This is a genomic window from Chitinophaga dinghuensis (assembly GCF_003259435.1).
Classification (GTDB): Bacteria; Bacteroidota; Bacteroidia; order Chitinophagales; family Chitinophagaceae; genus Chitinophaga; species Chitinophaga dinghuensis.
The window spans coordinates 376597-391853 of sequence record NZ_QLMA01000005.1 but is presented as its reverse complement, the minus strand read 5'-3'; the positions used below and the strand labels follow the sequence as shown (position 1 = coordinate 391853).

General features: G+C 43.5%; 15 protein-coding genes. 8 read left to right on the top strand and 7 right to left on the bottom strand.

Annotated elements, in window-relative coordinates; translation table 11 throughout:
- Positions 1–5: 5 nt before the first annotated feature.
- On the bottom strand, positions 6–1709 hold the full coding sequence (locus tag CLV59_RS16835) for a hybrid sensor histidine kinase/response regulator (protein WP_111593221.1): 1704 nt from the start codon (positions 1707–1709) through the stop codon (positions 6–8).
- A gap of 285 nt (positions 1710–1994) precedes the next feature.
- A complete protein-coding gene (locus CLV59_RS16830; RefSeq protein WP_111593416.1) occupies positions 1995–2636 on the bottom strand; it encodes an SDR family oxidoreductase in 642 nt (213 codons plus the stop codon).
- Between the two features lie 147 nt (positions 2637–2783).
- Between CLV59_RS16830 and CLV59_RS16825 the strand changes: the two genes are divergently transcribed.
- Both CLV59_RS16825 and CLV59_RS16820 read left to right on the top strand, forming a co-directional pair.
- Positions 2784–3770, top strand: coding sequence for a hypothetical protein (locus tag CLV59_RS16825; protein ID WP_111593220.1), 987 nt, complete (start codon positions 2784–2786; stop codon positions 3768–3770).
- A gap of 7 nt (positions 3771–3777) precedes the next feature.
- Positions 3778–4488, top strand: coding sequence for a sterol desaturase family protein (locus CLV59_RS16820; protein WP_111593219.1), 711 nt, complete (start codon positions 3778–3780; stop codon positions 4486–4488).
- A 58-nt stretch (positions 4489–4546) separates the two neighbouring features.
- On the opposite strand, the gene CLV59_RS16815 is transcribed toward CLV59_RS16820, so the two are convergent.
- Positions 4547–4930, bottom strand: coding sequence for a winged helix-turn-helix transcriptional regulator (locus CLV59_RS16815; protein WP_111593218.1), 384 nt, complete (start codon positions 4928–4930; stop codon positions 4547–4549).
- A 139-nt stretch (positions 4931–5069) separates the two neighbouring features.
- Here CLV59_RS16815 and CLV59_RS16810 point away from each other — a divergent pair, with 139 nt between their 5' ends.
- Complete coding sequence (locus tag CLV59_RS16810; protein ID WP_111593217.1) at positions 5070–6230, top strand: MFS transporter; 1161 nt, start codon at positions 5070–5072, stop codon at positions 6228–6230.
- A gap of 65 nt (positions 6231–6295) precedes the next feature.
- On the opposite strand, the gene CLV59_RS16805 is transcribed toward CLV59_RS16810, so the two are convergent.
- Complete coding sequence (locus CLV59_RS16805; RefSeq protein WP_111593415.1) at positions 6296–7177, bottom strand: dihydrodipicolinate synthase family protein; 882 nt, start codon at positions 7175–7177, stop codon at positions 6296–6298.
- Between the two features lie 19 nt (positions 7178–7196).
- Positions 7197–7652, bottom strand: coding sequence for a cupin domain-containing protein (locus CLV59_RS16800; RefSeq protein WP_111593216.1), 456 nt, complete (start codon positions 7650–7652; stop codon positions 7197–7199).
- Between the two features lie 126 nt (positions 7653–7778).
- Between CLV59_RS16800 and pdxR the strand changes: the two genes are divergently transcribed.
- The 5 genes from pdxR to CLV59_RS16775 all read left to right on the top strand — a co-directional run bounded on the left by pdxR (position 7779) and on the right by CLV59_RS16775 (position 11368).
- Positions 7779–9170, top strand: a complete 1392-nt coding sequence (pdxR, locus tag CLV59_RS16795; protein WP_245950886.1) for a MocR-like pyridoxine biosynthesis transcription factor PdxR — start codon at positions 7779–7781, stop codon at positions 9168–9170.
- A gap of 63 nt (positions 9171–9233) precedes the next feature.
- A complete protein-coding gene (locus tag CLV59_RS16790) occupies positions 9234–9710 on the top strand; it encodes a DUF1572 domain-containing protein (RefSeq protein WP_111593214.1) in 477 nt (158 codons plus the stop codon).
- Positions 9711–9713: 3 nt separating this feature from the next.
- Positions 9714–10259, top strand: a complete 546-nt coding sequence (locus CLV59_RS16785) for a hypothetical protein (protein WP_111593213.1) — start codon at positions 9714–9716, stop codon at positions 10257–10259.
- Between the two features lie 7 nt (positions 10260–10266).
- Positions 10267–10812: a hypothetical protein gene (locus tag CLV59_RS16780; RefSeq protein ID WP_111593212.1), complete on the top strand. Its 546-nt coding sequence runs from the start codon at positions 10267–10269 to the stop codon at positions 10810–10812.
- A 13-nt stretch (positions 10813–10825) separates the two neighbouring features.
- Positions 10826–11368, top strand: a complete 543-nt coding sequence (locus CLV59_RS16775; protein ID WP_111593211.1) for a hypothetical protein — start codon at positions 10826–10828, stop codon at positions 11366–11368.
- A 56-nt stretch (positions 11369–11424) separates the two neighbouring features.
- Here the strand turns inward: CLV59_RS16775 and CLV59_RS16770 are convergent, their stop codons facing one another.
- Both CLV59_RS16770 and CLV59_RS16765 read right to left on the bottom strand, forming a co-directional pair.
- On the bottom strand, positions 11425–13272 hold the full coding sequence (locus tag CLV59_RS16770) for a WG repeat-containing protein (protein WP_111593210.1): 1848 nt from the start codon (positions 13270–13272) through the stop codon (positions 11425–11427).
- A 76-nt stretch (positions 13273–13348) separates the two neighbouring features.
- On the bottom strand, positions 13349–15187 hold the full coding sequence (locus CLV59_RS16765) for a WG repeat-containing protein (protein WP_111593209.1): 1839 nt from the start codon (positions 15185–15187) through the stop codon (positions 13349–13351).
- Between the last annotated feature and the right edge of the window lie 70 nt (positions 15188–15257).

The following is a 15257-nucleotide window of genomic DNA, read 5'->3' as shown; positions in this document are numbered from 1 at the left end:
GGAAATTAAGATACTTTATTCGATAGTAATAATCTAACCGGTACCAAATGTTTTCTTAAAGCACTTTGAAGATCACTTAAAGAATATGGTTTTAACAGTAGTCCATCTATTTTTTCTGCACAGGATCTCCTGTTAACTCTTTCTACATCGCCAGTAGCCAAGATGATTGGCAGGTGTTTCATCTCCTCATTACTACGTATGTAGTCGATCAGTTCTTCAGAAGTAGAGGTAGGCCCAAGGTAGAAATCACATAATATGAGATTAGGTTTCTCTTGCAGCTTTTGTAATGCCTCTTCCACGCTTTCGGCTGTAATGCATGCTGCGCCTGTATGCCCAATTCTTTTAGTAATAATACTGCGTTCAATTTGATTATCATCTACCACCAGAATTTTGTATCCTTTAAGGCTTCCGGGCGTAGAGAATAAAGATGATTTTACTTTTTTCTCATGGCTGATCTCCAAAGGTAGTTTCCAGGAAAATACAGTATGATTCGCATCAGAGTGAACAAGGATATCTCCTTTTAGATGCCGCGCATAGGTTCGGGAGAGAAACAATCCAAGCCCAGTACTGTTTTCTTCTACGGCAGAGGAAGAAAATGCTGCAAATAATTTATCCAGTAATGGTCCTTCAATGGCGCCGGCATTGATCGTTTGAAAATAGAGGAATTGCTGATCACAGGATATCCGAATTTCGCCACTCGTATGTGGTGGCGCATACTTCACCATATTGGAAAACAGGTTATTCAGAATCTTCAGACATAACAGTTCATCCGAGTAAATGAAGGAAGGTAGGTTATCCTGGTAGGAGAGATGGATATTTACGCCACGACCATTCGCCACATATCGTTGCATCGTGTAGGTAGATTCTACCAAATCCTTCAGGTCAATTGAATTTCTTTTTATTTCATAATTTTTGATGGAGTTCAGCCGCGACAGATCCAGCACATTATTAATCACCTGCTGGCACATCATAGAGGCGCCTAAAAGATGATCTACTTCTCCTCGCAGCTCTTGATCCAGTTCATTTTTCTTGAGATAAAACAATTGAGCAACCCCCAGGATGGAATTTAAGGGCGTACGCAGCTCATGAGATACCATGTCTACATACCTACTTTTCGCTTCCATGGCCTCTTCCAGCTTTTCGTTAGATATTCTGAGCTTCTCGTTTAAGCGATGAAACCTTGTATTCACCAAAGTGGAGAATTGAACATAATAGAAAATGGTGGCGCCTGTGAGTCCTGTGCCCGCTGTTAATACTATCCAGCGGATAATAGTTGCATGCCCACTGGCAATGTGGATAGGAGAGAACCAGCCAAATGAATAATTTAACTCCAGGAATACCAGCATAGATAACACCAGCATGGTAGGAAATATGAGTATTCGCTTTCCTCTCAGCAGGCAACAACTGGCGCCAAACAGAAAGGAGGCCAATAAATGTACCTCCGCCAGCGGCCCCAGGATAATACCATAGAACACCAATGCAGCATTGAGTATGACGAAGAAAGTACAAATAGTAAGATTCAATCCGATATATCGCGGTAATGAAGGCAGCATAAAGAAGAATATTCCCAGAAAACCTTCCAAATAGTAAATAGGTGTAAAATGTAAAACCTTCCCTACTGTCATACCGCCAGTAAGTGAAAGTATCGCGACCAGATAAGATAGTTTTTTTAAGATCGATATAGTTCCTTTTTCAGAATATGTGGTCATTGGAGTTAATTTTGATGGGTTACTGTGGAGGGGCAGGTTATCACAGTGTAAGCAGATATTGAATAGCAATGGTGGAATCCAATAAAATTAAATTAAGGGATTTTGGGTGAGACGTCTGTAAAGCAATGGTTATTCATAGTTCATGTTGTTTAACGTGTACAGCTGGATAATAGAATAATTGAATATTTTCAGCTTGTCATGTAGGAATGAATGCTGTCTCCAAATATAAGCATCTACCGCTGAAGTTCCAATGGTAAAAATGCAGCAGAAATATAACAAATGTATTTAATAAAATGCCGGCTTATCCCCATCCGTATTCGGTTTATTAATCCCTACACTCTTACCGATTTCTTTTTTCGGATGTTCAATCAGATCTGCTATAAACGCGGCTACGCTTTTCCTGGAGACCTCTGTGCCTTTGAAGGGATGCCCTTTCTGCGTGAGTTCATAATCTATTTCATCATCATCGGTTAGCCAGGCAGGACGAATAATCGTATAGTCGAGGCCGGAAGCTTCTATGATATCAGCCGCTTTCTTATAGGGCCCGATATATTTACCAATCATGGATTTATTCCATTCCCCAAATGCGCCAGGAACTTCATCGTAAATACCCAGTGAGGTAACAAAGATCAGCCGCTTTACCTGGTGTTTTTCCATAGACTGCAGGATATGGCTGGCCATCTTATCTACCTCTCCGGCAAGATTGGCATATACGATATCCTGTCCATTCATGGCGTCATTCAATTCTTTGGCATGCATCACATCGCCTTCAATTACCTCTGCACCGGCACTCTTTTTCCCCTTTACCTGGGATGCTCTTCTCAGAAATAAGGTCAGTGCCAGGTGATCTTTTCCCTGTAACATAGGAATGACCTGTTGTGCAATCTGGCCACCGGCCCCTAAAATCAAGACTTTGGATGTTTTCATAGTATCACGACTTTCTTCTTCCATTATTACGTTAGAAGACGGCAGAATGTTCGGAAAACGTAGATATCGGCGTTGGGGGAGGCAGACTATTTTCAGGGGAAAAAACGGTGAAAAATTGTAACCTTGTGAAAATTTACTCATCCATTTATGGTAACCATTCATGAAATCATTGACCTGATGGGACAGAAGAGCACATCGCCTGAAATGGCTGCGCTGTTTACATCTCTGGCTTTGGGGAAACCTCCTAAATCTGTCAATGCCAATCAAAGTACTAAAGGCTTCACCGATAAAACCAATCAGTTGAGTTTCAATTTTAAATTCAACATCACCCATGAGCAGTTTTATCCGCCTGTGAGCCCGAAGAAGGACGACTATAATTTCGATTGTTATTTATCTTCTGTAGTGCTTTTTTCCGCTGGAAATGGCAAGAAAAAGCTGCAAGATCCCAAGCCGGCGAGCTTCTGGGAAGGGTTTGTAAGCCCAGATGCCAGTTATGAAACACTCATGGCCTTTATCGGTTCAGACGCCAGCAATGGAAAAAAGGTACTTAGAAAATCACTGAACGATATAGCGGAAGTAGTGATCTGGACGGAGAATGCAACGAACGCTATTTCAGCGATGGAAATACGTCTCAAAGAATCCCGTGAAATTTTTTCTCATTATGACTTTGTAGAAGAATTTGCCATCAAAACTGTAAAGGAAGCCTATACCTTGCTGGTTAAATGGCTTTTTGATAACCAGTACCTGCTATTGCCAGCAGAAGTATATCAGACGGCCCTGCCCGCTGATTATGCTGCTATTCAAGATTTTACTAATAAATACCTGAAGAATCATATCTGGGATAATCAGCTGATAGCCGATGGCGTACTGATTTCATTCTTGTATAAAATTAGCGGCAATCGTAACATGACATTACCGGATGGGCAATCGGTGAATGTATATATAAAACATTTGTATATCAAGAGTGCCGGCCAATGGGAAGCCCATCAGGAAATTTATGATCAGCGTAATTTCGAAGAGCTGGATAATTTTGAAAGAAACATCTCGCTAAACGAACAGCAGCGGCAACACTTCCTGCAAACGCTTACCCAAACATTCGAATTGTTTAAACAAATCCCTAAGGAAACTTTTTAAAAACCGTATGTGGTACCTGGATACATTGATGAAAATGCCTGCCTGGCAGCTCTTCCTGGTTTTTCTGCTACAAAACCTGGTAGTGTTCGGGGCTGCATTGGGACTGGGTTACGCCATCCGACATTATTTCGGGATATCAACGCCAACTATTACGAGGAAGGAGTGGAGCGTAGCAGGAATCACTGTGATCATTAATTCCCTGATTACATTGGTGGGTGGCATGTTATGGCAATCGGGCTTCATTCGGTTATCCTGGGGCTGGAGCATAAATGTACTTACAGATACTGTCCTCCTATTGCTGGCAATGGATTTGTTGATGTATATTTTTCATTACATCATTCATCACACCGTATTGTACCGGTATATTCATCAGCTGCATCATGCATCCATAGATCCCACGCCCATTGACCTGTTTGTACTGCATCCGGTAGAAACTATGGGATTCGGTATCCTGTGGCTGATGGTGTTATTGTCGGCCAGCTTTAATCTGCCCGCAGTCATTATCTACCTATGCCTGAATGTTATTTTTGGCGTAGTGGGGCATCTGGGTTTTGAACCATTGGAGAGACACGGTTCCGGCCAACTGAAAATACTGCAATGGATCGGCACTTCCCGTTTTCATCATGCGCACCATCAGGATATTAAGGGCAACTTTGGTTTTTACACCAGCATCTGGGATCGTTTATTTCGTACCTATCTGCCAGAAAATAAGCAATAAGGTAGCTTTAAGGAGACAGCCAGTCCTCAGTACTGGCTGTCTCCTTAAAGCTAAATGTTTATACGGCTACTTCTTTCAGCTGCTGTATGACTAATTGCTTATGCTCCTTCGCCCAATCTCCTAAAACGCTCCAGATAGGAATCAGTTGGCGGGAAATAGGGGTGAGCTCATATTCTACACGGGGCGGTATCTCCGGATATACGATCCGGCTCACCAGCATGTCTTTTTCCAGTTCTCTCAGCTGAAGAGTCAACATTCTTTCTGTAATACCAGGAATGTTTTTACGTAATTCCCCAAATCTTAATTTACCATCTTTCAGTTCGCATAAAATCAGCATTTTCCAGCGACCACCGATTTTACAGATGGAATATACGGAGTCGCATGCTTCCATGATGTTCTTTTCATTCAACGAATTAGTTGAATTTTCCTTTCTCCTTCCCATTACTTACAATTTTGTTAGTACCATACAATTTGCGCAACACTTACAAAAATAAGGGTTGACCAATAGTTTTGCAACATCGTTTGCATCCAGCGGGATGCGCAGCAGGAATTTTACAACAGATTAATAAAAAGAATCAAGCATGAAAAAGTATGCCTACATCGGAAGTCTTGGATTTATAGGCGTCATCACGACGGAATTTGGCGTGATTGGCATCTTGCCCCAAATAGCTACCCACTATGGAATTACCATTGATAAAGCAGGTTGGTTGCTCAGCGCCTTTGCATTGGCGATAGCCGTTACCGGACCCTTTATGACCTTAATAACTTCCAGTTATAACCGCAAAACAATGATGACCATTGCCCTGGCGCTTTTTGTCATTACAGGAGTGGTCTCTTTTCTGTCGCCCCCTTTCTGGTTGCTGATGCTGGTCAGAATACTCCCGGCTTTCCTGCAACCGGTATACATTGCCTCTGCTTTGTCGGTCGCCATTAATGGAGCGGATAAGTCGCGCGAAAATGAATTGATGAGTATTGTTTTTGCGGGTGTAGCTATTGCGATGGTAACCACTGTCCCTTTTGCTACCTGGCTGGCGAGTCTTCATAACTGGCAGTATTCCTTCCTGGTACAGCTAATAGTAAGCATTATCGCGGTGCTGGCCATTTATTTTGGATTGCCTTCCATGCCTGTTGCGGAGCCGAAATCCTTCGGGAGTCAGTTGCGTATACTCCGGGACCCTGTTTTTATCATCAGCGCTTTGGTAAACCTTTGTATGGTATCAGGATGGTTTTCCACGTATAGTTATTTTGTAGATTACCTGAATAAAGCCAAGCAAATGGACGATACCATGGTCAGTTACATGATGTTCTTGTTTGGGATTATTGGCGTAGGCGCTATGTGGGTGGCCGGTAAATTGCTGAATAAACATATTGCAGGAACAACGATGTTTTTCCTTTCGGGGACCCTGATTGTGCCGCTGCTGTTACATTTGGCCGGAGTCAACCTAATGGCTAATATACTGGTCATAGGACTTTGGGGCTTTCTCTATTCTCCCAGTTTCCTGAATGCTTCCACCTATATGATTTCTGCGGCCCCTGGCGCATTGGAGTTTGCCAATAGTTTGTCTACTTCGTTCGGAAATCTGGGGGTAACGATAGGCACTACCGCCGGTGGCTGGATGATCGCGCATTACGGTGTCGGCTATACGCCATGGCTGACTTTTGCTTTTGGCCTCCTGACTTTTGCATTGATGGGACTACGAAAACTATTGCTACAGCGAAAAGTACAGTTTGCCTTACAATAGAAAATCAAGAGGCTGCGATAGTTCGCAGCCTTTTGATTGATAGCCTGTACACGGTGAGCGCCTTATTAATTCAGCGGTTGGAGTATTTGTTGCAGAGTCGCTGTTTCCTCTTGTGAGAGCGGTTGCAGCGGAGATCTGAGATAACCGCCGTTTGCTCCCATCAGTTCAAGCCCGGCCTTGATGGCTCTCGGAAGCCCGGTAGCAACAATGAATTTTAATAAATCCACCTGTTGATAAAAGAGAAGGTTGGCTGCCTGTAAGTCGTTGCGGGTGACCGCATCATATAATGCCAAATTGAGTGCCGGAATCAGATTTGGGGCTGCGGTGCACCAACCGCTGGCTCCCGCAGCAAAGGCGGCCAGTGCCAGTGGATTGGAGCCGTTGTAAAAGGCTACTTCTTCGCCCAGCTCCCGGCGGAGATACTGCATCCGCTGAATATCGCCGGTACTTTCTTTAATCATGGTTACATTCGGAATCTGTAACAGTCGTTTTAGCAGGGCGGGCGACATATCCACGCCGCCAGTTGCAGGATTATTATATGCCATAATAGGAATGGAGATCCGCGATGCTACTGCTTCATAGTGCCGGAATATCTCTTCATCGGTGAGTTTCCAGTAGCTCATTGGAATAATCATTACAGCATTGGCTCCTGCCTTTTCAGCATAACGGGCATGATAGATGGTACGCTCTGTAGTGAGGCAGGATACGCCTACCAGTGTTGGTATCCGGCCTGCCACCTGTTCGATGGCGGCGGTAGTTACTGCTTCTTTCTCTTCATCCATCAGATAGGGAAGTACGCCTGTGCTGCCAAGGGGCGCAATGGCATGCGTGCCCGAAGAGACGAGTCGCTCTACCAGTTGCCGGAATAAGGGGATGTCCACCTGGCCCTGTTGATCAAATGGTGTGGTAGGGTATGCGATGATACCCTTGAATGGAACGTGTTTCATGGCGATCAGGATTTTTAAATTAAAGATCTCTTCCTTCTTCTTCACGGAGGGCTACTCCCAGATTTTGCAGCTGCGGCGCATTTTCACAGGCAATATATTTTGCAGCAGTTTCCTGGCTTAGGTTCTGATGCCGGTGCCATGCCCAGGAGGGGATATACACTGCGTCTCCGGCCTGCCATTCTACCTGCTCGCCTTCTATTTCTGTCCACCCATGGCCTTCGATGACATACAGCACTGTTTCATAGGTATGACGATGGCGGTTGGTGAGTTGGCCCGGCAGGAGTCCGCCTATGGTCATGCTCACATTTTTACTGGGTAGGTCTACAAAGAAAACCGGATGTTTTCTCTCTTCAGAGAACTGATTATGTTCCCCTGCCTGTTCTACGTTTTTATGAATGAGGTGACTGGCCTTTACATATTTGGGCCTTGCAAATGTTTCGTGGAAGTCTTTCGAACTGAATTGTTTTGTAGCCATAGCTTAAAATTTTTTGTGGTGATTTTGCGTGATTGCCAGACAAAAGTATTTTACCTTTGGACTAGCTGACTGATACAGTTTTTAGAAATAAAGGTAGTCCAGATGCTTAGACCATGGAAATTGCGCATGAAGTTGGAATCCCATTCCGGCAAAGCGATTTATCTGCAAATTGCAGATGCGATCATTGAGGATATTAAATCGGGCCGTTTGCAGGCAGGGGCAGCCCTGCCTGGGAGTCGCGCACTGGCGGCGGATTTGGCGTTAAACAGAAATACGGTGGTGGAAGCGCTGCAGGTATTACTAAATGAAGAGTGGGTCGTATCTGTGGAACGCAAGGGGATTTTTGTAGCGGCGCAACTGCCGAATGCCGGCAGGCCGGCGAAACCGCGTCTCCCTAAAACCGCCCCTCCGGTACTTGCCACATCCGCGCATATTGTATTTGATGACGGGCATCCTGATAGTAAAATTGCGCCGGTCAATGCATTGGCGAGGGCATATCGGCAACTGTTTAATCAGAAAGCAAAATGGAAAATGATGGGCTATGCCAATGAACTAGGCGATCCCGCTTTCAGAAAGGCCATTGCACATATGTTGAATCATCAGCGTGGTATGCAACTGAGTGAACACCAGGTGTGTATTACCCGTGGTAGCCAGATGGCCATGTATCTGACCGCCCAGTGTCTTATCAGGGACGGAGATGAAGTGGTGGTGGAACATCCGGGATATACGCCCGCATGGCGCGTGTTTGAGCATGCTGGCGCAAAATTGTTACATACCGCAGTAGACCAGGACGGTATTCGTGTCGATAAAATCGCGCAGTATCTTGCTGCCGGCAAAAAGATAAAAGCGGTGTATATCACCCCGCATCATCAATATCCCACTACCGTTACACTAAGTCTGCAACGCCGGCTGGAGCTGATCCGCCTCTCCAATAAACATCATTTTACCATTATTGAAGACGATTATGATAATGAGTTCCACTTTGGTTACCGACCAGTTTTACCGGTATCCAGCTTTGAAGAAGTGAAACACTATATCTATATAGGCACTATGAGCAAGGTGGTAGCGCCTGCACTTCGTATAGGCTATCTCGTTGGAAAGCCAGCCATCATTGAAAAAGTAGGAGAGCTGCGTAAAATGATTGATGTCCAGGGAGACACGATCATGGAACAGGCAGTATTACAACTGATCGAAGATGGCACTATACGCCGGCATATTAAAAAAGCAACCGCTTATTACCGCTCCAAACGCGATCTGACAGCCCAGTTATTAGAACAGCATCTGCAGGGCAAGGTACAATATACCATTCCGGAAGGGGGACTGGCTTTCTGGATTACGCCGGTAGCTAAAACAGACTGGGAGCAGGTTACAAAGAAATTATTGAAACGAGGCGTAAGAATCATGTCTCCGGAAATTTACGGTAAACAGCAACGGGTGAACGGATTCCGCTTAAGTTATGGCGCTTTATCGGAAGCCCAGTTAAGAGACGGTATAGAGGCACTGGCCGCCTGTTTATGATTAATTCCTTATATTGTTAGTTTGTTGTGAAAATTCGTTTGTCCACAAGAAAACTTTATTCCGATGACTGTAGCTGTACAAATTGCCAAACACTTTAGAGACGTGCATTTCGGAGGGAACTGGACCAGTGTGAACCTAAAAGATACGCTTGCAGATATCAGCTGGGAAGAAGCTAATATCCGGTTGAATGATCTGAATACCATCGCGGTCCTGGTGTTTCATATGAACTATTATGTGCGTCCTATTCTGAAAGTATTGCAGGGAGACCCATTGGTAGCCAGCGATAAACAGAGTTTTGATGTTCCCGCCATTACCACCGAAGAAGCGTGGAAGACATTAGTGAGTAAAATGCTTACTGAAGCCGAAGAGTTGGCAGTACATATTGCCGCATTAGATGAATCCAAGCTGGACAAGGATTTCGACAATCCTAAATATGGGAATTATTACAGAAATTTATCGGGATTAATTGAGCACACGCATTATCATCTCGGACAGATTACTATTCTTAAAAAGATGATCAGAGCAAATGCATTAAAATAGCCTATGTCAGAATTGCCTATTGAAATAAAAGAAGCTATTTGTAAAGAGCTGGGAATGTTACACTGGGCCAGTTTTAACAAAATAAAGGAAGACACGATCCGGCCCGCCAGGAAATATGCATTCTATAACCCGGAACCTGTGAATCGTGAAGGAGCGGTTGAATTTAAGTATTTGGCCTGGCCACTATGGGTGATATGCATCCTGTTTATGGGCATGACTTTGAGAGTAATGCTCTATCTTGAAAAATATGGATTAGGTGCATTGTTATTAGGAGTAGAAGTAATCCTGCTTATCTTGTTGATAAAGCGTACCCAGGGAAGAAAAGTGAGGCTCGACCGTCAAAAGATAAGCATGCCCGATGCCGACTACTATTGGACAGATTTTACAGGCGCATATATTGTGACCTGGAGAAAAGAAAAAGGGAGTAATTATTATTTAGTGTTAATGCGTCCAAATAATACATGGGTAAGTCTGGATATGGGCGGCCTCAACATTAACCGGTTAGGCACTGCCATTCGTGATATGGAACCTATATCCTGGAAAGAATAAGCTGACTATGACAACGATATCTGATGAAGTAAAAGCGGCTATTTACAAAGAGCTGGATATTCATGATTTTTTTGCGGAGGACAAAGGGAAATTTCCTGCCATTAGGCCGGCAAGGAGTTATGCCTATTACAACTCAGCCAAAAAGAACAGTAATGGTGAAATTGAAATAAAAGTAGTGAACTGGCAAGTAAGATTCCTGTTGCTCTTTGTTATGATGATTACACTGGTATCTTATCTGTCCAGCCGTAATCTATGGGTATTACTGATACTTATAGCGGAGGTGGCATTTTTCTTTTTGCTTGAATGGTACAGCAGAAAAGAGAAGGTAATAGTCAACTATTATGGTATCCAACTGGATCATGCAAATTATTATTGGGAGCATTATCAAGGCGCTTACATTGTAGCCTGGGGAGCGGGTAAAGCGACTTATTCCCGCCTGGTCCTGATGAAGTCTGAGCATAAATGGATCACGCTGGATCTGACAGATAGGATTAATATTAATAAACTGGGTACGGCTATTCGGGATATGGAACCCGTTTCCTGGAAAGCATAATCTCCTTTTGACAATGACAACAGATGATGTAAAAGCCGGGATTTATCGGCAGCTGGGAATTCCTGACATATATTATACGGAGAAGGATAAATATGTTGCGGTCAAACCCGCCAGAAGTTATGCATACTATAATCCTGCAAAGAAGAACAGCAGTGGGGCAATAGAGGTGAAGGGCGTGAATTGGATGATGAGAATACTTCTTTCCCTATTTGGCTTTATGACAATTTTGGGAATTTGTATTTCTACAGATAGATGGATCTTTTTGGGGATATTGTTGGGCGAAATCGCCTTATTTTTTCTGTCTGAGTGGCTGGCAGGGACCACAAAAATAATCGTTGACCAGGATAGAATACAGGTGGCTAAAAGAGATTATTTTTGGAAGGATTATCAGGGCGCTTATATTGCTTTCTGGGTAGAAGGAAGAACGCCCACTACCAGTTTGATACTCATGACATCAGCTACTACCTGGGATGCAATAGAAATATCGGGAGTGATTGGTCCCAATAAACTAGGAACAGCCATCCGTGATATGGAACCTCCTTCCTGGAAGGAGTAAAAGATTATACATCAGTAAAAAGATAGCCACATCATTGATGTGGCTATCTTTTTTTATCAGTAAGGGTCCATTATATTCGTAGCATAATGTCGGCCCTTTCTCCATAGCTGACCAGGATTGATACTTCCATCAAATTCGTTGCTAAAAACTTCTCCTTGCATATCCCGGCCTTTAGCATACCGAAGCGAAAATCGTAATCTCACCTTTAAGCTGCCCTCATATGCAGGACAGGCTAATTCCCAGTATTTGCCGGCAGACAGCGGTATTTGCCAGTAACTGTTTCCACACCAGCTATTCGGTAGGTGTTCCAGGTTTTGCCAGCTGTTGTTTACATATGCTTGCATGTTCATTGCCAGCCGGTAATCCTGTGCGTCGAATTGAATGGTGCTGTCAGTATTGTTGATGATTTGTACTTTAAAACCTTTATAGTCTTTTTCAAATGGTATTACAGCAGCGTCCACTTTTATTTGGAGTGCATTAGCGGCATACTGGCCACGGTCTTTAATGGGTTGTGGCAGTGGATAATGCGCCGTTGCTTCTTCATAGAACCGCATCTTCCCAGTGGTGTCTTCTTCCACAAGGCAATAACCTCTAAGTTGGTAGTCGACATTAACCGGTGCTAATGGAGACGGACGTTTCTCTTGCCACACTAATTTCCCCTGTTGATCAATATAGGAGAGCAGGCTGTCTTTATAACAGCACAGAAGTCCATCTACAAATCCCTGCCCTGCAATGGCGTCCAGGGAAGGAGGAATAATTGTTTTGCCGGTTCTGTCGGCCATTCCTATTTTGTCCTTTCCGGATTTATCCTGCTGACTAAAAAAGAAGTATTGGGCTGTCTGCTGATACTCCAGGATATCCTCATATTGTGGGGCGATGATATATTTTCCGGTTGTATCAATCATGCCATATTTGTTGCCTGATTCTACAAATGCATAGCCGTATTGAAATCCGCTGTGTTTATAGTTATTGAATGAAGAGGGAATTGTATCTCCGTTACCTTTTACCAAAACGATTTTATCATTTACTTCCATAAACGTCCTGTTACTGGAAAAGCCGGTTGGACTGTGTCCAATTCCTCTTAAGAGGATTTGCTTATTATGTAAATCGAAGAGGAATCCACTATTTGGGCCTATTGAGTCGGGGTGTGAAAGGATAATTTTACCATCGGATAATCTTTCTGGCATTAGGTTACTAGAGTTATACCGGAATATTTCCTTTGCGGAGGAATCTAATAATAGGGCGTTATTATGTTTGGAATCTGGTGTTTTTAGCTCGGCGATCATGTATCCATCAGAAGGTGGCTGAAGATGTACAATTTCCTCCATAACAGGATGCGGATGCCCCATGCTGTCTGTCAGTTCCCAGGGTGAGTCTTCCCCCTTATATTTTAAGAGGAGTCCATCTTTCAACAGTATCAGGTTTTGGTAAATGGTGTCCACTAATAACTTCCCTGTGCGGTCAATCAAGCCGTAGCGTTTTAGTCTGGATCCTACTATTGCTTTACCATTGAGAAAAGCATCTCCTTCTGAGAATCCTGCAATGATGGTGTTCCCGGATCGGTCTATGTATTGGCCGATATCGCCTATATAAGCAAATGCGAGTCCTTCAGAAAAAGGCAACGCATAATCAAATTTTGAAGCAATGACGGGTCTTCCTGATTCGTCAATGTAGCCATACAAACCCTCTTCCCGCACAGCCGCAAGGCCTTCTGAAAAAGGCTGTGCTGCTGCAAACCGGGCCGCGATAACAGTTTCTCCCCGCTCGTTCATATAGCCGTACTTGTTATTCTCCTGTATGAGAAATCTGGGTTGAGAACCGGATGAAGAAGTGGTTTCGCAGGACTCCATCATGCCTATTATCATGCAGAGGATAAGCGATAATGGAAGCGTAATTTTTTTCATATAGTAGCTGAGTAAACTAAAATAAAGGTAGTGTTAATGCCAGCGCCATTGATTAACCGAATCCAACTTTTATCCTTTATTGTTGGAATATGCTCACCTTATATTGCAATTTGTTTTCCTGGCTGCGCCACAATTGGCCCGGATTTATACTACCACTGAATTCATTGCTGTATACTTCGCCAAATGCGGCATCTGTACTTATCCAGTAACGCAATGCCATCCGTAAGCGTACTTGTTTGGCTCCTACATATTGAGGACAAAACAGCTCCCAGAAAAATCCTACCTTTAAATTAAACGTATGTGTTGGGTGTGCACAAGTTGCCACAGGGAATTGCTCGATCGGGACCCACTGATTGTTTAGGAAGGCCATCAGGACCATATGTAGTTTAAAATCCTGTACAGGCAATGAAATAGAAGTGTCAGCATTGTTTAAGATCTGTACTTTATAGCCTTTATTTTGCCGGTCAAAAGTGTATTGGTGGGCAGTGTCTACCCTTACCAGTAAGGATTTTGTGAGATCTTTGTTATCCTGGTGAAATGGTTTGGGAACGGAATAATATTTATAGGGAGGGATTCTGCGAAAGAACTTTATATATCCCCATCCATCCTCTTCTTTGACATAGTAATCGCCATCCCGAACATAATCGATGTTCATTGGTAATAACGTAGCGCCTTTTTTTTCCTGCCAGACGACCTTTCCACTGGTATCCAGGTAAGTCGATAAATTATCCTTTGTGCATAGCATTAATCCACTTACAAATCCGCGTTTGTCAATACTTTGGAGTACAGGAGGTATAATCGTTTGCCCTGAGTTGTTGGCCATGCCTATTAATCCATAATCGCTATGATCCATTTTTCCGAAGAAAAATGTGTTGACTGTTCTACCATAGGGAACAATCTGGTTATACTGTGGGTTAATAACAAATTGGCCGGTTGTATCAATGAGTCCGTATCCTTTATCGGTTGCTACAAAGGCATAACCATGCTGGAATCCCTGTTTCTCAAAGTATTTAAAGCTGGTAGGTATGAGGTTTCCCGCACTTCCTACCATCATCACATTCCCATCTTTATTCTTCACCAGTGCCCAATGATTATTAAAAGGCGTATAGTCCTCCACGTTATTAAGAAGGGTATCTTTGCTTTTTAAATCATATAGTGCCGTTTCATGCCTGGTGTAGTTAAATGTTTTCTCCAGCATTATTTTATCGTCCGACAAATCAAGTGGATAAACAAATGCGCTGTTATATCGAATGATTTCTTTTGCGGAGAGATCTAGTACAGCCCTGTCATTGTGGCTACTATCAGGGCTTTTTAATATCCCAAGAATATATTTCTCGCGCCAGGGAAATAAGGTAGGATAGGTGTTATAGAAAGGCAATAGTTGTCCCTTCTTATCCAGTAGTTGAAATGTTCCCTTTGCATCAGTAGCGTACATCAATCCGCCTTCCTCCCGGCTCAGTTGCTGATAAGTGGTGTCCAGGATTAGTTTCCCCGTTGTATCTATAAGTCCTTTTTTTCCGCCGAAGTTGGTGACGATGGCAGTACCATTGGTGGCGACTTCTCCTTCCAAAAATACAGGCGTTACCGTTTGGCCGGATTTATCAATGTACCGCGCGATGCTTCCCTTGTACACCAATGCGATCCCTTGAGAAAAAGGAGTGGCATAATCATAAGTCGGATCAATCATAAACTTCCCGGCTTTATCTATATAGCCATAATAGCCGTCTGTCCGAACAGCAGCCAGCTCTTCGGAAAAGTCTTGTACTGCCGCAAAACGTGCGGCAATAACAACGTTGCCTTGTTGATCGATATAGCCGGATTTGCCATTCTCCTGGTAAGGAAACAGGGGGACAGTAGTGGGATGCTGACAGCCAAACAAGATGACTGTTAACAACAGTACAGAGAAAACTTTCATACTCGTATAGGATAACGACTAAAATAATAAAAAATTGCAGCGTCGTCGCTTGTGGTATCAGCTTATTATT